Origin of the sequence: Streptomyces sp. DvalAA-14, from assembly GCF_900091855.1 — a bacterium.
Lineage (GTDB): Bacteria > Actinomycetota > Actinomycetes > Streptomycetales > Streptomycetaceae > Actinacidiphila.
This window is the reverse complement of the sequence record NZ_FMCH01000476.1, coordinates 36,746-53,066: the sequence shown is the minus strand read 5'-3', so window position 1 is coordinate 53,066 and position 16,321 is coordinate 36,746. Positions and strand designations below refer to the sequence as shown.

The following is a 16,321-nucleotide window of genomic DNA, read 5'->3' as shown; positions in this document are numbered from 1 at the left end:
CGGCTGGTCAGCGCCACGCGGCAGGTTGCGGCGTCCGGGTCCAAGCGGCCCTTCCCGGGCCGTCCGCTCACGCAGTGCTCACGCAGTGGGGGGTTCCTCACCGTTTGGGCTTTTACCAACGCCGCGTGGTGGATGATCAGGAACAACCTGGCAGCGTCAGACCGAGCGCCCTTAAGCGAGGAAGCACATATTCCAGACACTGGTCGACTGAAGTGGCGTCAATCCAGACGAGCTGGTCGTCCACCGGCCCGCTGCTGGCCACAACAGTCCACGGGCGGGTCCCCGCCGCGGCCCGCTCACTGTCGGCCTTAGCGATCACCGTCACTCCCCGCTTCGCGAGCGACCCCAAGACCGTCACAATTTCCTCACGCGCCTCCGCTTCAGTATCCCGGGGAGCCAACCCCCTCCGAAAAGACCAGGAGGAGCCCTTGCCTAAGGGTGCGGGCGCGGTCTGACGATCGCACGGCCTTCGGGAAAGGTACCTGCGCCCTGGACGGCGCCGGCGTTGGTGACCTGGACGATAAGGTCCTTCATGGCGCGCAATGGGGACAGGTTGAGTGATGGACCATGGCCAGGATTCCAGAAAAGCGACAGCCGGGTCAGATTTGGAAAACACTCACGGAGGGGCGCGAGGTCCTCAGCATCCGTAGCGTCCGCGATCGCGAGATGCGTGACTGTGGGAAGAGGCACGCGCCCCCGAAGAGACGCAATGCTCTCTCCCGTCATATTGAGGGATTCCAAAAGAGGAAGGCGAGCCAGCTCCGTGTGGTCCTCTGGCCGGAGGCCGACGGCGGGTAATGCAAGATGTCTCAGCGCGGCCCAGCGGGAGATGTCTCGGATGCCTGACACCGCGTAGGTAAGCGAACCTATGTACAGCGATGTCAGAGGGGCCTCAAGGGGGACAGCTCCTAGAGAACGCCAAGGCAAGGTAATGTCGAGCGCGAGGGTGTCAAGGCACGGAAGTGAACCGATGCTGGCCGTCGCCCCGAGCCGCAAATGGTCGATCAGCACGACAGACCGCAGGCTGAGTCCGCTGAGCGCTCTCAAGTCTGTGACACCCTGACAGTTGCCAACAGTGAGATCAGTGAGGCTGCTGAGCTCCCGAACGAAGCCCAGGTCCTTGATCTCCTCGTTATTGACCACATAGAGCGTCTTGAGGAGCTCTGCAGACAAAAGAGCCAGGTCCTCGGAGCTAATGGAGCCGGAACAATGAACGTTAGGCCGCCCACCCATGCCGCGTAATGCCAAGAGCTGTGCCGAGCTGGTGACCTGAAAGAGTGAATCCACTGGCAGATGCGAGATGATCTCGGTCCCATATGATTCACAATCGAAGGTTTCCCATGCTCGAATGAGGTCAGCATGTATCCGGGGAGAGGTGTGATGGCGGAATTTCCTAAGGAGCGCAAGAGCCGGATCTCCGCCGATCTGATGGGCTGTCGCGACCACAGCGATCGCCTGCTCTTCTCGCAGCCCATCGGGCCCCTGCGGAAGTAATGGGAGAACGACTGCGCCGGCAGCCGCCAAGCTTACGGCCTCTTCGACACTATTCGGCGGAATTAGCGCGGCCATCCTGTCCTCAATTACCTGGCACACCTCCGGATCCAACTCTGTTGCATCCTCAAGGCACGCTGCTGCGAGGACATGGAGCTTATGACGGTGCTTCTGCACGTCGTCACCACGCTTCACCAGTTTGGCGAGGAGTTGGCTGCACTGCTTCCTGTCCGCATGGGCAACTGCCATACGGATAACGTCCTCCCACTGATCTTCGTGAGCGTTGCGGATCATGATGTTGAAGTAGCGGTTCTCCTGAAGGGCCTTAGCACCGAGATAATCCTGAAACGTGCGGTGGATAAACGCGACAGAGTCCTCGGTCGGGGCATGCAAGACTCCGCTGCGCAACAACAGATAGCGAAAGATGTCCTGCGGGGTGCCCAGCTTCTGCGCCTCCCTGATAGCAGGCAGAATATCCGCCAATATTCCCTCTATCACGTCCTCTTGGTCGGCCTCGGACTGTCTTTGCAGAATGAGCCATGCAGCAATGCGTGAGAGAAGTCGGATCTGCACTTCCTTGGACAGTTCGATGCCCTCGGGGGTCTCAATACTGCGATGGCTGTCTCGGCGCACGAGCAGCAGTTCAAGTGCAGCCTCATAGAGGCTCTTACGGTCTTGCGGGAGTCGTGCCTGCTGATCCCGATGCAAGGCACAGATGAGCGCACACATCAATGGATTTTCGGCTAGGCGGGCGATGCTGGGACTCGCGGCCACCGTCTCCAGTAGTGAATGTTGAAGCTGGTTCAGGCGCTCGACCTCAGGCGCCGATTCGGTACGTGCCGCGTCGTGCCACTGAGTAATAAAGGAAGCAATGTCGTTGCGGCCCATCGGCAGTAGCGACAACTGGGTGAAGCCCTCACGTCGAAGGTAGTTACTCTGCACAGCGGAAGGCCGGACAGTCACCAGACAGCGCGCGTTCGGATAGGCACCAAGAAGGTCGTGCAACCACTCGCGCGCCCGCTCACGGTCCGCCTGCGGAATCTCGTCGACGCCGTCGATGAGTAGAAATGCCCGCCCAGACTCCAGAACACGCTTGGCCCATCCCTCGGGCTGAGCGTCGGCGAGAATACTGCCCGTCGATGCCAGAAAATCAGAAGGGCTGGGCAGATCACCGCGTCGGGCGAGCGTTCGCAATTGGAGGAAGAATGGGACGCACTCTTCGAACTCCTTCAACTCCGGCGGCAGCGAGCGGCGGGCCATGCTCACTGCCATCCACTGCAAGAGGGTTGTCTTCCCGGAGCCAGCGTGACCTCGCAGAAGGATGCGCTTACGGCCCGGAAGAAGCTGCTCAATCCTACGCGGCGCGAGCGGCACGGGATTCCTGCGGGCGATGGGTCCTACCTGCCGGGTGCTCTTCTCCATCGGCGCAGCCTCAAGACTGAGATAGGCCGCTTCCAACGGCCATGTCGCGCCCTCTTCCTCCTGCCGCAGCCGCAATCCGAAGATCCGAAGGGTCCCGTACTTACCGACAATGTACTCACCGTAGCGATGCTCAAATGCTGAGTCGCGCACCGGCTGCGGCACCCGTTCCATCAGGATGCCCAACTGCCGGGACTGCTGGTCCAGTTGGGACGTCGCCTCAACGAGGGTTCTTGCTATAAACGTCGAACGCTGGGTGAAGAAGTTGAGGATGTGGAGGCAGCTCAACTGGAGAAGGCTGTTGAAAGCGTGCAGACCATCAGCGCTCAGGTATTTCGTGGCCGTGGGCTCGCGTCGCTTTAAGTTGTGGGCGAGGGTGCGGGGCCCCAGACGGACCGCCTGGACATCGCTCATGCCGATCTCACCCATGGCCAAAAGAGTCTTGGTCAGGGCGCCAGCGACCTCCACCCGATCATCCTTGTTGAGGGTGGGCCTGGAGAGTTCGACCTCGGCCGCTCGTGCAACCAGTTCTTCGACCAGCTTGTGGACATCCTTGGGGGTCAACGTGCGCTTCTCACCGCGCCACGCGACCATGCTAGATATCCGAACCGGCTCATGAACCAGATCCGCTCCACGCCCAGGCTGCGCGAAGAACTGCCGCACCATCGGCCCGACCAGTGCGGACGTCGCCCGGACGGCGATGCTGATGCTTCCCGGCTCCATACGACCCCCGGCTTGGTCTAGCACCTGCGAGCGCGCGGTCATTCAAAATAGCAGTCCGTCACAGTCGCGGTACCGGAATCGGACTTCTCGTCATCTCACCGAGTGCGGGCCACTCTTCAGCCTGAGGGTGGTTCTGGTCAGGGAGCCTCCTTCGGCCTACGAACCGAAGCAACCCTCTCTCGCGACTTACGCCGCCAATCCCTTACGGGCAGCGACCTCGCGGGCGCGCTGCTCCAGAGTGCGGACCGAAGGGGATTTGCGGTGGGGGCGGATGCGGGTGCGCATGGTGTCGAAGTGCTCGTCTCCGCGTGAGGACGAGACCTGTTCGTAGTCGTCCAGGAACCGCCCCCAGGTGGCGCAGGCTGCGTCCAAATGGCCGAGTTCGAGTTGGCGTTGGGCCAGGAGGCCGTTGGCGTGGACGCGGCCCTGACGTTCCGAAGGGGGCTGGACGCGGAGGCAGTCCTGCATGGCCTTGACGGAGCCGGGGAGGTCGCCGAGGTGGTAGAGGACCGCGCTGGTGTGGAAGAGGAAGGCGGAGGTGTCGTAGCCGCCGACGGCGTCCTTGCGGGAGTCGGCCTTCGACAGGGCCGCTTCGGTCTCGGCGAGCCGGGAGAACGCCTGGGTCCGGTCGCCGGTCTGAGCGGCGGAGGCGGCCTGCTGGCCGGCGAGGAAGGCGTGAAGGCGCGGGCCCGCCTGGGGGGAGGCTTCGGCGGCTGCGTCGGCGAGTTGGAGGGCCTTGGTGCCGTAGCCGAGGTTGCCGGCCTGCAGGCTCATCCCGCGCAGCGTCCGGCAGTAGGTGAGGTGGTCCTCGGCGGCGCCCGCCAGCTTGAGCGCCTTGACGTAGTAGCGCTGCCCGAGGCCGTGTTCGCGCTCGTACATCGCCATCCAGCCGGTCAGGTACACCAGGTCAGAGGCTGCGGAGAGCATCGCTGCCCGGTGGGCCTCGCTGGCGTCGGCCCGCAGGTATGGGGACACCGTGTTCACCAGGAAGGCCGCTGCCATAGGGCGGGCGTGGCCGCCGCCGAAGGTGTCGAGGATGTCCGCGATCCGCTCGGTCATCGACCGGACGATCTCCACCTCGCCGTCCCCGATCCGTGACGTCGGCCGCGCGGCGGTGGCACGGTCCGTACCAGCGAGGTCCGGGAAGCCGGGGACAGCAAGTGCTGCGGAGTACAAGGCCGTCGTGAGGACGCCCCTGCGGGAAGGGTCCATGTCCGCCTTTCCGAGTTCGAGGAGATCGTCCGCAGTCTCCCCTCCCTCGTGGGCATCGACGGCACCACTATCCGCTAATCCCGCCTCCCGAAGCGTCACCGGTCGCTTCAGCCGCCGCGCGAGCACCTCCACGATCACCGGTCGCACCTTGACCCGCGGCATCGTCCCGCTCAGCCAGTGGCTCACTGCGCTCTGGTCGTAGTGCAATGCCATTCCGGCTTCCTGACCAGCCCGGTTGACCGCCAAGGCGCACTGAGTCCGCGACCAGTCCGCCTCATCGAGGAGCGCAGCAAGACCGGTGTTGCGTACGGGGCGGGTCGTCATCCCTACCAACTCCCAGGAAGATCTGGCCGCTTCATGGCTTTCATGGTTACTCCCTCCCCTCACGGTACCGCTCAGCGTGTTCACACGGTTGCTTAGTGCGTGCAACGAGCAAGGCGCGAGACGGCGGAGTACCCGCGTACTCGGCTCGCATGAATGAGGAGGTGTGACCATGACGCTCGGCTACCGGCCGCTGATCAGCAGCCTGGACTTTGCCCCCGATCTGTTCTCGGTCCGCAATGTCCGTCACTACACGGGGGCCGCGCTCCAGGGCTGGCACGTGCCTGACGACACCGTCGAGGCCGCCGTCACCATCGTCTCCGAGCTGGCCGCCAACGCCGTTCGCCACGCCGGAGCGGCGGAAGGGACGGAGCCCGCAGCGGGCCGCCCGGGGTCCGAAGCCTGCACCGTGGTGCTGCAACTGTGGCCCGACCGCGTATGCGTCCTCGTCTGGGACCACAACCGGCGGCCCCCCGTACTCCAGCGGCCGTCGCAGGAAGCCGAGGGCGGGCGCGGCCTCCAACTGGTCGACCTGCTCAGCGAAGCGTGGGGCTACGCCTACAAGGAAGCCGCCCCGGGGAAGGTCGTGTGGTCGCACATCCCGCTCCCGGATCTTGCAGAACTGGAGCCCGCTTCTGCGCCGAAAGGGCTGTCAGCACCGACCTCGGAACTGGTGCGATCGGAAAGCAATGGCTGATACCCGAGCCCTTCTCCTGGTCCGATGCCGGGCTGCCGGATGGGAGAGCGCGGCGGATCAGCCGGGAAGTCGTCTGGTGCGAAGTCGGCCCGCCCGACGCTACGGCCCTGGCGGAGAACCGGCGGATGGTTGCCCAGGGCCGCGCCGCAGTGCCCTTCACCTCGTCGGGGCTGCGGCCTGCTCGTCGGCGCCGACTTCTTTCGGTCCTCCCGATCCGCAGCGGCCACGGCTTCGAACCATGACCGATCGCCCAATGTCCGTACCGCTCGATAAAGGAGACCGGCATCCCGCCGCAGCCGAGCACCATCGCCGAAGAGCCCCGGAAGCAGCCGTCACCGTGGAGTACGCCGGGCAGGTGGACGATCACCACCGAGAGCGGTTCTACGACGTCCGGCTATCTGCCCGCCTGGGCGGAGGACGACCCGAGCGAGGTCGGCGTGCCGCTCGACCTGCTCCCCGTACGACTGGCCGGCATCAGCCACCGCAACTTCTTCGAAGGCCAGACCATGACCGTCCTCGCCCCCGGCGCGAACGGCAAGGCGGAAGAGGACGCCGTCTTCGAGGGAACCATCGACTGCAACCCCTACGACCCGAACCCCACCCTGCGCCTACCAGTCGTCAACATCCGGGTTTGCCAAGACCACTGGATCCTCGGCCTCGAGACCGACGCCGGCGCCAGCACCATCACCCTCGACTCACAGACCGTCGCCGTCCTGCAACGCCACCGTGAGAAGCAAGACACCGACCGCGAGCTATGGGGCACCGGCTGGGTCGAGACCGGCCGCGGCTTCACCCGCGAGAACGGCGAGCGGCTGCACCCCGCCAACGTGACCCGCCGCTTCACCGAGCTGTACGAGGAAGCCGGGCTCCCCCGATCCGGCTCCACGACCTGCGCCACGCCACGGCCACGCTGATCCACGCGGCGGGCTGCGACATGAAGGACATCCAGGAGACCCTCGGCCACTCCTCCATCGCCATCAGCGCCGACACCTACACCAGCCTGCTCCCCGAGTTCGATCGCGCCATCGCCGAACACGCGGGCGGCCTGATCCCCCGACCCAGCAGCGCCCCACAGGGCCCGGACCGTGCTCCCTCGTTGCATGCCGTACCGCAGCCGGATGCGGCATCCGCTCACGCATCGCTCACGCAAAAGGCCCCGGACGACGCGTCCGAGGCCGACAATGAGGCCGCCAGACGGCCAAAACTGCAAGTCATCCGGGGTGAAAAGAAGAGCCCCCTGTCGGATTCGAACCGACGACCTTCGCTTTACAAGTTCCCTCGGGGTGGGCAGCTGACCTGCGGCGATGCGGGACGCTGGCCCGCTGACCAGCCAGAACACCGTTTACCAGTTCTCGTCAGTTCGGGTCGGTTGCCGGGCCCACGTGTGCTGAATCCGTGCTGTCAGGACGAGGGTTGGCGAAATGCGGGCCTGCGCCCACGGGTGACGGACCGGGTGAGCGGAGTCCAGACGCACAACGAGAAACTGCTGGACGGCTCGGCGCCCATAGGAGGGCTAAGGACGACCGCCATCGTCGTCCGCCGCCCCCACAGGACCGATGGCGATCAGTTGCTCCAGATGGCGGGGTAGCACTTCGATCGAGCGGAGATATGCCGTTCGCATGGCGAGTTGTGAGGCGTCTTCCCTAGGCTGCGTCGGCATGAGGGGCGGCATTCAGCGACCGCCTCGCAGCGACAGGCGCGGGAGAGTAGCCGGTGAACCACTACAGCAAAGTGGGCAAGTTGGTGCGAGACCGGATTCCACAGATCATCCGCGAGGACGGGGCTGAGCCGGTGACCTACACCGCGGGCCCGGAGGAATACCGGGACCGGCTGCGGGACAAGCTCGGCGAGGAGGTCGCCGAGTTCCTGACCACGGACGAGGAATCGGCGCCGGAGGAACTCGCGGATGTGCTGGAGGTCGTGCGCGCCCTCGCCGCTGACCTCGGCGTCGACACCGACCAGTTGGAGAAGATCCGCGAGGCCAAAGCGACTGAGCGCGGCGGCTTCGCCGATCGGATCGTCTGGACGGGTAATCACTGACCAGGCGGCAACATCGGTCTTCACTCGGTAAACGAACTCGCGAACAACGTCCCGCCCGTCTAGTGATGTTCGCCCATAATGTCCCTCATGCCACCGGCTTGGCAAGAATGGCATGGCACACGCCGGGCAGTGGCAGCGCGGGAGGGTTGTCAGCGGGGAGGAGTCCAGCCCGGCGGGCCATCGTGGTGATCTCCTCGGCAGTGATGCCGCGTTGAAAGGTCCCCTTGCCCCGACTCGACCAGAAGCCGTCGTGATGGCGGGCCCAGCCGCCGTGGGTGGCAGCCTTGGTGATCTCTTCGGGTGAGCGGGTGACGACCACGACCAGGCCACCGGGCCGGGCAAAGGATGCCGCGTCCTTGAGTGCCTGTATCCGCTGCCAGGGGTCGGGCAGCACGTTGAGTACGAACATCGAGGTGACCAGGTCGAAATCACGCCGGTCCGGGCGGGGCCAGCCGAAGGGCTCGTGCGGGTCGAAGCCCTCCGCGTCCAGATCGAGGGAGCGGTAGTGGACGACGTCGGCGCCGCGGCCGCAGCCATGGTCCAAGACGCTCTTCACACCGAGCAGGCCGGTCAGGTGCTCGGTTACGGCTCGTGAGGCCGGGGAGGGCGCCTGGCGGCTCATCGCGGTCTTATGGGGCTGGACGGTTACCTTCGTCGAGGAAGAGAACGGATTCTCCGAGCCGTCCAGGTCGGACAGGGCGAAGAGCACATCATCCGGCTCGGCCTCTTCCAGCGCGACGGGCAGGTCGATCAGGATCGCGGAGTGGTCGGTGAACGCGGCGGGGGCGCTTCGCGCCGAGGCGTCCGTGGAGACCTGGGTAGCTGTCGCCAGATGGTCGCTGATCAGCGCGAGGTCGCAGCGGAAGCGGCTGAGCTTGCCGGCGAAGACGCGCTCGAAAGTGAAGGCGGGCACCTCATCTGCGGTGGTGTCGACCAGGCTGGCCTCCCGCTTCAACTGCTGGAGCATCGCGCGTTCGCCTTCAGTGGTGAAGGTACTGGTCTCCTCACCGAACAGACCGTCCATTGCTCGGGGAGCGAGGTTGAAGTCTCCACAGATCAGCAGCGGGCGACCGTCCTCGGCAGCGGCCAGTTCAGCGAGTTCGGCGAGCTGGCTGGTCCGGGAGGCGGACGCATGGGCGTCAAGGTGGACCTGGAGGATGACCAGCCAGTCCAACTGGATCCGCTGGGCCCAGGGCCGCAGGCGGAGTGCAGCGGGCGCCGCAAGGCCTTCACTGACCCAGGCCGCCAGATGACCGTCACCGCCGGCGAACGTGAAACCAGCGATCACCGGCGCCACCCGATCGGCGGGCTTGAACGGCTCCTGAGCGACGAGGACTTGGACACGGCGCTTGCGCAGCCAGGAGGCCAGGCGGGAGCGGGCATCGTTGGCGCCGAGACGCCTGTTGAGGTTGACAGAGGCCAGCAGCACGGAGGTCCTCCAGGTCGAGCGACGGGTCACAGAGGTAGAGGCCTGCCAGACGCGGCCTCGTCACGGAAGGCGTCCCACAAGATGTTGAGCGGATGGGAGGCGTCATACGTCTCCCGTTCGCCCTTGCGGGCGAAGACACCGGAGATCAACCGGAGCATGGGGGTGAAATCGTCGGCGAAATCGATCAGCCGAAAGTCCTTGCTGGTGGGCAGGCGGCCCTCGACGGCCGCCTCACCGATGGAGCGGGCGCACAGCATGCACCCATACGTCATGCGGGACCGCAGGAGGGCGAGTCCGTAATAGATGTCGTCGATCTCCGCGGCGATCTTCAGCTGAGATCGGAAGTCCGGGCCATACCACCGCTCGATAAAATCGGTGATCACCCCGTGGGAGGGGATGACCAGCGGCAGGCTCCGCAGCCGGTCGACGCCCACGGACTTCGTGGCGAGCTCGCGCACCGGCAGGTTCGTCAGCAGCGCCAGTCCCTCGCGATGCCACTCCAGAAAGTCGTAGTCGGAGACAACCTGCTGTGCGGCGGCCTCGGCCGCAAGCCCGCCGCACAGCAGATCAACCTGGTTGGAGTCGAGACGGTTCCAGAAGTCGCGGGTCCGCACATGCACGACTTTCAGCTCGACTTCCCGTTCCAGCAGTTGCGGAGCGACACGCTCCCACACTCGCCCCAGGAAACCCAGGGTGAACTCGGTCGTCCCCACTGTGAGCGTCGAGCCGAGTCGGCGTCGGGAGTCGGCGATCCCTTGCAGCCAGTCGGCAAAGGTTGCCCTCGCGCGCTCGACGACCTCCAGCCCGGTCGGGGTAAACAGAAAGTTCTTGCCCCGTCCCTGCTTGACCACAAGTAACTCCCCGGTCAAGGCCTGAAAGTTGCGGTTGAGGATGTCGAGTTGCTTCTGCACGCTGGACTGCTCGCGCCCGAGTACCCTCGCCGCGGCGAGTGCCGTCCCAGCCTCACGGACCACGATCAGCGTTCTGAGCTGATCCCATGTCAGATCGAGCAAGTCCGTCGACGACGACAGCAGATCGGCGCGGAACCCCTCCGGGCCCGGCACCTTCAACGGTCCCAACGGTAACGACGACACCATCACGCTCCCTCCCGCTGCGGCCTCAATCAGTCTGCACTGTCCGCACGGCCAGCAGACCGGAACTTCTCCGCATTTCATGCCGAGAAAACCTTTAAATGCCCTACCGGACATATGGATATCGTGGAGTATCCCGGGGGACATTTCAAGCAACCGCCTTCGACTGACAAGGCGATGAACGAATAGCTGCCTGATTCCCGGGGGTGAGCCATGCTCTCAGCCGAATCGATCACCTGGCTGATCGACCAAGGCACTCTGGAGTGGCCCGGCCCACTCCGAGGCGACGGACTGCTGTTGACACTCGGATCTCCGCTGCTGCCGCTCGCCGCCCCGGGCACGGTGGTGATCGACCTCGCGGACCAGTCCAGCATCGACGGTCTGTACGGCGAGCCGCTCACCGAGTGGAAGACGTACGATCTCAGGCCGGGCGCAATGCTGCTGGGCGCGGTCGAAGAGCCGTTGAGACTCGGCGCCGGACTGATGGGCATGATCGGCGGCCTCAGCCACCTGGCCCGCGTCGGCCTGGCCGTCCACGTCACCAGTCCGTTCGTCCTGCCCGGCTGGAACGGTCATCTGACGCTGGAACTGGTCAACATCGGCCCAGCCGTGCTGCGTCTGCGCCACGGCATGCCGCTGGCCCGTCTCCTCGTCTTCTCCCTGGACAGCGCCCACACCGACGACGTCGCGTCCCACCCGTTCTACGGCCGCGAGGCCGACCTGAAGAGCCGATACGCCGAAGAGTTCTCCGTCCGCCCAATCCGGAGGTCATCCTGATGGACTGCGAGTTCTGTACCGAGTTCAGCGCACGCGAGGCCACGACCCGGATCATCACCGAAACTGTCGGCGGCTGGGTGCTGCTGCCCACCAGTGGCGCCTTTACCCCTGGCTACTGCCTGTTCATGCCGATCGAACATCTGGACGCCGCCGCCGACGTCACCCCTGCCGGTCTGGAAAGGGTCGCAACGGAGTCGGAGGAGATGCGCACGCTGATCCAAGCTCGCTACGGGCCGGTGATCCTGGCCGAGCACGGGCCGCGCGACTGCGAACTCGGTGCCTCCTGCTGCAGCCACTGTCACTTGCACCTGATCCCCGTCCCGGACCCGGACGCAATCACTGCCGCCTACACGAAGACAGGCGGCCCGGGCCGTCGGCTCACCTCGGTGACGGACCTGCCGACGGTCGTAGAGGGCTCCTACCTCTTCCTCTCGCCTCGCCCCGGCGAGCACTACTACTGGCCCTCCGCCGGTTTCGCCCGTCAGTTCGTACGCCGCGTCTGCGCGGACGAACTCGGCATCGGCGAGTACTTCGACTGGCGCGACCACCCCTTCACCGCGAACCGAGAGCGTACCTTCGCCGAACTGTTCGCCGACCTGCACCTCGCGGACGCCGCCTGACGAGACGGGGACGATCCGATGGCGATACCCCTGCCCCGCCCCTTGCACACGCTCAGCGCCGACGATCTTGCTGCCGCGGCCAAGGATCGGCGCTGGCCGAAATGGCAGACCATGGCCCTGTTGCGCTCCCTGAAGTTGCCGGTGCTGAACGCCTGCCTAATTCCTCCGCACCACAGCGCGGCCACGCTCCGTATCGCCGCCCACGCACTCGCCGCCACCACCGGCGCGACCACGCTGATGATCCGCTCTGATGGCGGGGTCGAGAAGAAGCAGTACTACCGCGGCGGCAACACCTTCCCCATCGAGGAAATCCCGCCCCGCGCGGTCGGACTGATGGCAGACAGGCGGGCCGTGATCCTCGCCGAGCCCACCAACCGCTTCACCAACCGCCTCACCGTCCTGGTCCGCATCGACCGGCCCGGCCGCGGCCGGCCCGGCTCGTTCACCCTGGAGGCCCTCGGTCCCGGTTACGACGTCGCCGACCTGACTCGTGGTCAGATTCCGCCCCAGGTCACTGCCACCCTCGGCAACGTGGACTTCAGCCATTACCAATCGCCCTGCTGGCACGACTGGAAGATCACCGGCGACCGCTGCCCGGGCGGCGAGGACGCCCGCCGCCACCGGCGTCTTGAACGCCTCGCCGCCCAGACGCTAACTGATGGCGGCCACTTGACGGGCGCGGTCGGCGCCGAGCATGCCGAAGCATGGCTGCGGGAACAAGGGTTCTTGCAGTTGTTCGGACCGCAGGCGACCCGCGAGGCGCTGGCCAAACGCGCTCGTCGACTCTTCGAGGACGCCTTCTTCCTCGCCGCAGCCCAGCCGAACCGGAACTGGCACTGCCTGGCCACCGCGTTCTCCGTCCTCGAAGAATCCCGGGCCATCTACTGGGACCTGGTCGACGGTGAACACAAGTACGCCGCGACAGCAGCCGCCGCCCGAGAAAAGGAGCGGGCCGCATGATCACCGCACCGATCTACCTCGACCATCAGGCCACCACCCCGCTGGACGAACGGGTCCTGGCAGCGATGCTGCCGTTCTTCACCAATGAGTACGGCAATCCCTCGAGCCCGCACGCCTACGGACGCACCGCCGCACAGGCAATCCGCACCGCCCGACGCCGCGTGGCCGACCTGGTCGGCGCGAAGAATGAGCTGGAGATCGTCTTCACCTCCGGCGCAACTGAGGCCAACCACCTCGCGATCGTCGGTGCCGCCCTGGCGACCCGCCCGCACGGTGGGCACATCGTCACCACCGCGATCGAGCACAAGGCTGTTCTCGCCGCCTGCCAGCGACTCGTCGACCACCATGGCTACACCGTCACCCGCCTCGGCGTCGACAGGCACGGCAGCATCCGTCCCGCCGATGTCGCTGCCGCCCTGACCCCGAAGACCACACTGGTGACGGTGATGCACGCCAACAATGAGATCGGCACCCTCCAACAGCTCGCGGCCATTGGGAAGATCACCGCCGCACGTGACATCCTCCTTCACACCGATTCCGCCCAGGGCGCCGGCTTCGAACTGCTGGACGTCGCCGAACTCGGCGTCGATCTCGCCTCTGTTTCCGGCCACAAACTCCATGGCCCCAAGGGAATCGGCGCCCTCTACATACGCGGCGGCACCCCGATCACCGGCCTGCAGACCGGCGGCGGGCAGGAACGCGGACTGCGGGCAGGGACCCCCAACGTGCCCGCGATTGTCGGCTTCGGCACCGCCGCCCACCTCATCACCAGCGACGCTGCCCCGACGTCGGCCCGCATCAAGGCCTTGCGGGACCGACTCCAGGACCACCTCCTGGCCGCGATCCCCGGTGCCGGCGTCAATGGCCACCCGCACCGGCGACTGCCCGGGAACCTCAGCCTCACCCTTCCCGGGATCGAAGCCGCCGACCTCCTCGACCGTATCCCCGGCATCGCCGCCTCCACCGGCTCGGCCTGCAACACCGGAAGCAGTGAACCCTCACACGTCCTCACCGCGATCGGCCTCACCCGCAACCAGGCCCGAGCGACCCTCCGGCTCAGCATCGGCCGCACCACCACAGAGAACGAGGTCGACCAGGCGGCCGACCTCATCGCTCGGACCGTAAAAGCTCAAAGCCCCTCGGCGGCTCGGCAGCTGGACCGCCTCCCACAAACTTGATCCCGCCCAGACGGCCGCCGTCGCCGCTTCCAGCTCAGGCCCCCTCGCCGGAACCCAGGAAGACCCCATAACGGTGCTCCGCCCGCTCTCCTTGGCGCCACCGCCTGGCACTTCCGTACGGTCGAGCACACGCGACCCGTGCAGAATATGTGCTGAACGGGCGGGTGCCCGGCCGCCCAGCGGACGGCCAGGCCCCTGACCTGGGCAAACGAAGAGCCCCCTGTCGGATTCGAACCGACGACCTTCGCTTTACAAGAGCGGTGCTCTGGCCAGCTGAGCTAAGGAGGCGCAGCAGCAGTGTACCGGGCGTGGGTGGGGGGTGGATCGAAAAGGGTGGGTGGGGCTGGTGACAAGGGAGCACCGGCGAGGTAGCGTCTCGGGGAGTCTGTATTAAACGGACTAGACCAATCAAGAACGCACAACGTTCGTTCTTCTCTTTACTCGGATCGTCCGGCACGTTCCTGCCGGTGAAGGGACTGCACCAGTCATGGCTACTGTTACGTTCGACAAGGCCACCAGGATCTACCCGGGCGGCGACAAGCCCGCGGTGGACGGGCTCGAGATCGAGGTCGGGGACGGCGAGTTCCTGGTTCTGGTCGGGCCGTCGGGCTGTGGGAAGTCAACCTCGCTCCGCATGCTGGCGGGGCTGGAGGACGTCAACGCCGGGTCCATCCGGATCGGTGACCGCGATGTCACGCACCTGCCGCCGAAGGACCGGGACATCGCGATGGTGTTCCAGAACTACGCGCTGTACCCGCACATGACCGTCGCGGACAACATGGGCTTCGCGCTGAAGATCGCCGGCATCAACAAGGCCGAGATCCGCAAGCGGGTCGAGGAAGCCGCGAAGATCCTCGACCTCACGGAGTACCTGGCCCGCAAGCCGAAGGCGCTCTCCGGTGGTCAGCGTCAGCGTGTCGCGATGGGCCGCGCGATCGTCCGGGAGCCGCAGGTCTTCCTGATGGACGAGCCGCTGTCCAACCTGGACGCCAAGCTGCGCGTGCAGACCCGTACCCAGATCGCCAGCCTCCAGCGGCGGTTGGGCGTCACCACTGTCTACGTCACCCACGACCAGGTCGAGGCCATGACGATGGGCGACCGCGTGGCGGTGCTCAAGGACGGTCTGCTGCAGCAGGTCGACAGCCCGCGCAACATGTACGACAAGCCGACCAACCTCTTCGTGGCCGGCTTCATCGGCTCCCCCGCGATGAACCTGATCGAGGTGCCGATCACCGACGGCGGCGTCGAGTTCGGCAACACCGTCGTCAACGTGGCGCGTGACGCGATCAAGGCGGCCGCGGACAAGGGCGACCGTACGGTCTTCGTCGGTGTCCGTCCGGAGCACTTCGACATCGCCAGCGGTGAGGGCGACGGCCTGTCCAAGGACGCGCCGGCCGGCCTGGCCATCACGGTCAACGTGGTCGAGGAGCTCGGCGCCGACGGCTTCGTCTACGGTTCCGCCGAGGTCAACGGCGAGACCAAGGACGTCGTCATCCGCGTCGGCGGCCGCTCCATCCCGGAGAAGGGCTCCGTCCTGCACGTGGTGCCGCGCGCCGGCGAGACCCACGTCTTCGCCTCCTCCTCCGGCGAGCGCCTGAGCGACTGACCTCCAGGGGGGACCGCGTCAGACCTCACCACGTAGGAACCTGCGTCACACCCGGCGGGCCGGTGACGTCCTCTCCAGGACGTCACCGGCCCGCCGGCGCATCGGCCCCCGCCACACCACCGGCCCCGACCCGACCCCGACCGGCACCCGGCACCCGGCACAGCGGTCGCATCAACTGCCCGGCATACCCCGCATATGGGGCCTTTCGAGTGAGTCGGGCGGCTGTGCGTCAACGTCCGAATGGCGACATCGGCAATTTCACTCCCTCGGGAGGGTGACTGAATGTCGTCAAAACATCACCAGTCGCTACGATCCGATGCGTGAACCAGGTAGCTCGCCGTCTCGGCAAGACATTCGCGCTCGTTCTTCCGGTCGTTCTCGTCCTGTCGGGAACGCTCGCCGTCACCCGCGTCCCGTGGGCGGCCTCCTCCTCGGACGCGCAGGTGCTGACCGCATCGGCCACGAAGGACGCCGCCACGCCCCAGGAGGCTCTGCGCCGGCGGCTGCTGGCCGAACTCCAGGAGAAGGACCCGGGCGTGGCCCTGACCGACCTCCAGGTCGCGATGGCCAAGCAGCCGTCCCTCGCCCGCTATTGCGTCTCCATCGCCCGCTCGCTGGGCCGGGCCGCGGTCGCGAAGTACGACGGGGCCGCCCAGCGTGCCCAGGCGTGGTCGCGGCCGGTGTGCGACACCGCTTTCGCCACCGGGGTGTCCTCGGTCGGGTGAAATCCGGCTGCCGGGGCCGCCGGCGGGATACA

14 protein-coding genes and 1 tRNA gene are annotated in these 16,321 nt (G+C 66.1%); 10 read left to right on the top strand and 5 right to left on the bottom strand.

The features are described 5' to 3' along the window. Positions 1–432: 432 nt before the first annotated feature. Together GA0115240_RS25065 and GA0115240_RS25060 are read right to left on the bottom strand one after the other, a co-directional pair. Positions 433–3,675, bottom strand: coding sequence for an NACHT domain-containing protein (locus GA0115240_RS25065; RefSeq protein ID WP_093739894.1), 3,243 nt, complete (start codon positions 3,673–3,675; stop codon positions 433–435). A gap of 144 nt (positions 3,676–3,819) precedes the next feature. Continuing rightward, the gene (locus GA0115240_RS25060; protein WP_093739892.1) at positions 3,820–5,169 is read right to left on the bottom strand and encodes a hypothetical protein; all 1,350 of its coding nucleotides are present in this window, start codon (positions 5,167–5,169) and stop codon (positions 3,820–3,822) included. A gap of 169 nt (positions 5,170–5,338) precedes the next feature. On the opposite strand from GA0115240_RS25060, the gene GA0115240_RS25055 reads away from it, so the two are divergent. The 4 genes from GA0115240_RS25055 to GA0115240_RS25045 all read left to right on the top strand — a co-directional run bounded on the left by GA0115240_RS25055 (position 5,339) and on the right by GA0115240_RS25045 (position 7,903). Then, positions 5,339–5,863 (top strand): ATP-binding protein, encoded by a 525-nt coding sequence (locus tag GA0115240_RS25055; protein ID WP_093739890.1) that lies wholly within the window; start codon positions 5,339–5,341, stop codon positions 5,861–5,863. Positions 5,864–6,300: 437 nt separating this feature from the next. Then, the gene (locus tag GA0115240_RS38585; RefSeq protein WP_256069963.1) at positions 6,301–6,777 is read left to right on the top strand and encodes a hypothetical protein; all 477 of its coding nucleotides are present in this window, start codon (positions 6,301–6,303) and stop codon (positions 6,775–6,777) included. Beyond that, positions 6,738–7,451 carry a tyrosine-type recombinase/integrase gene (locus tag GA0115240_RS25050; protein WP_256069966.1) on the top strand — a complete coding sequence of 238 codons (714 nt, stop codon included), beginning with the start codon at positions 6,738–6,740 and terminating at the stop codon, positions 7,449–7,451. The genes GA0115240_RS38585 and GA0115240_RS25050 overlap by 40 nt, the downstream gene beginning before the upstream one ends. Positions 7,452–7,576: 125 nt before the next feature. Continuing rightward, positions 7,577–7,903, top strand: coding sequence for a nucleoside triphosphate pyrophosphohydrolase (locus tag GA0115240_RS25045; RefSeq protein WP_256069962.1), 327 nt, complete (start codon positions 7,577–7,579; stop codon positions 7,901–7,903). Positions 7,904–7,988: 85 nt separating this feature from the next. Here the strand turns inward: GA0115240_RS25045 and GA0115240_RS25040 are convergent, their stop codons facing one another. Both GA0115240_RS25040 and GA0115240_RS25035 read right to left on the bottom strand, forming a co-directional pair. Beyond that, positions 7,989–9,332 (bottom strand): methyltransferase domain-containing protein, encoded by a 1,344-nt coding sequence (locus GA0115240_RS25040; RefSeq protein ID WP_093739888.1) that lies wholly within the window; start codon positions 9,330–9,332, stop codon positions 7,989–7,991. Between the two features lie 26 nt (positions 9,333–9,358). Beyond that, the gene (locus tag GA0115240_RS25035) at positions 9,359–10,402 is read right to left on the bottom strand and encodes a LysR family transcriptional regulator (protein ID WP_093739928.1); all 1,044 of its coding nucleotides are present in this window, start codon (positions 10,400–10,402) and stop codon (positions 9,359–9,361) included. Positions 10,403–10,636: 234 nt separating this feature from the next. Here GA0115240_RS25035 and GA0115240_RS25030 point away from each other — a divergent pair, with 234 nt between their 5' ends. Genes GA0115240_RS25030 through GA0115240_RS25015 form a run of 4 tightly spaced genes read left to right on the top strand, consistent with a single transcriptional unit; the run spans position 10,637 to position 13,958 of the window. Further along, positions 10,637–11,200 (top strand): dCTP deaminase, encoded by a 564-nt coding sequence (locus GA0115240_RS25030; protein WP_093739886.1) that lies wholly within the window; start codon positions 10,637–10,639, stop codon positions 11,198–11,200. Further along, positions 11,200–11,820, top strand: a complete 621-nt coding sequence (locus tag GA0115240_RS25025) for a hypothetical protein (RefSeq protein ID WP_093739884.1) — start codon at positions 11,200–11,202, stop codon at positions 11,818–11,820. The genes GA0115240_RS25030 and GA0115240_RS25025 overlap by 1 nt, the downstream gene beginning before the upstream one ends. Positions 11,821–11,838: 18 nt before the next feature. Then, positions 11,839–12,780, top strand: a complete 942-nt coding sequence (locus tag GA0115240_RS25020; RefSeq protein ID WP_093739882.1) for a hypothetical protein — start codon at positions 11,839–11,841, stop codon at positions 12,778–12,780. Further along, positions 12,777–13,958 (top strand): cysteine desulfurase family protein, encoded by a 1,182-nt coding sequence (locus tag GA0115240_RS25015; protein ID WP_093739880.1) that lies wholly within the window; start codon positions 12,777–12,779, stop codon positions 13,956–13,958. Before GA0115240_RS25020 ends, GA0115240_RS25015 begins: the two co-directional genes overlap by 4 nt. A gap of 214 nt (positions 13,959–14,172) precedes the next feature. Here GA0115240_RS25015 and GA0115240_RS25010 read toward each other — a convergent pair. Then, a tRNA-Thr gene (locus GA0115240_RS25010) sits at positions 14,173–14,246 on the bottom strand. Positions 14,247–14,445: 199 nt separating this feature from the next. Here GA0115240_RS25010 and GA0115240_RS25005 point away from each other — a divergent pair. Then, on the top strand, positions 14,446–15,564 hold the full coding sequence (locus tag GA0115240_RS25005) for an ABC transporter ATP-binding protein (protein ID WP_093739878.1): 1,119 nt from the start codon (positions 14,446–14,448) through the stop codon (positions 15,562–15,564). 320 nt (positions 15,565–15,884) lie between these two features. Further along, positions 15,885–16,289: a hypothetical protein gene (locus GA0115240_RS25000; RefSeq protein ID WP_093739876.1), complete on the top strand. Its 405-nt coding sequence runs from the start codon at positions 15,885–15,887 to the stop codon at positions 16,287–16,289. Positions 16,290–16,321: the final 32 nt, after the last annotated feature.

What these genes read in the sequence shown, in the direction of transcription:
- GA0115240_RS25030 (WP_093739886.1), top strand. Translation starts at nt 10,637, where the DNA reads ATGCTCTCAGCCGAATCGATCACCTGGCTGATCGACCAAGGCACTCTG.
- GA0115240_RS25005 (WP_093739878.1), top strand. Translation starts at nt 14,446, where the DNA reads ATGGCTACTGTTACGTTCGACAAGGCCACCAGGATCTACCCGGGCGGC.
- GA0115240_RS25025 (WP_093739884.1), top strand. Translation starts at nt 11,200, where the DNA reads ATGGACTGCGAGTTCTGTACCGAGTTCAGCGCACGCGAGGCCACGACC.
- GA0115240_RS25065 (WP_093739894.1), bottom strand. Translation starts at nt 3,675, where the DNA reads ATGACCGCGCGCTCGCAGGTGCTAGACCAAGCCGGGGGTCGTATGGAG.
- GA0115240_RS25020 (WP_093739882.1), top strand. Translation starts at nt 11,839, where the DNA reads ATGGCGATACCCCTGCCCCGCCCCTTGCACACGCTCAGCGCCGACGAT.
- GA0115240_RS25055 (WP_093739890.1), top strand. Translation starts at nt 5,339, where the DNA reads ATGACGCTCGGCTACCGGCCGCTGATCAGCAGCCTGGACTTTGCCCCC.
- GA0115240_RS25015 (WP_093739880.1), top strand. Translation starts at nt 12,777, where the DNA reads ATGATCACCGCACCGATCTACCTCGACCATCAGGCCACCACCCCGCTG.
- GA0115240_RS25060 (WP_093739892.1), bottom strand. Translation starts at nt 5,169, where the DNA reads ATGACGACCCGCCCCGTACGCAACACCGGTCTTGCTGCGCTCCTCGAT.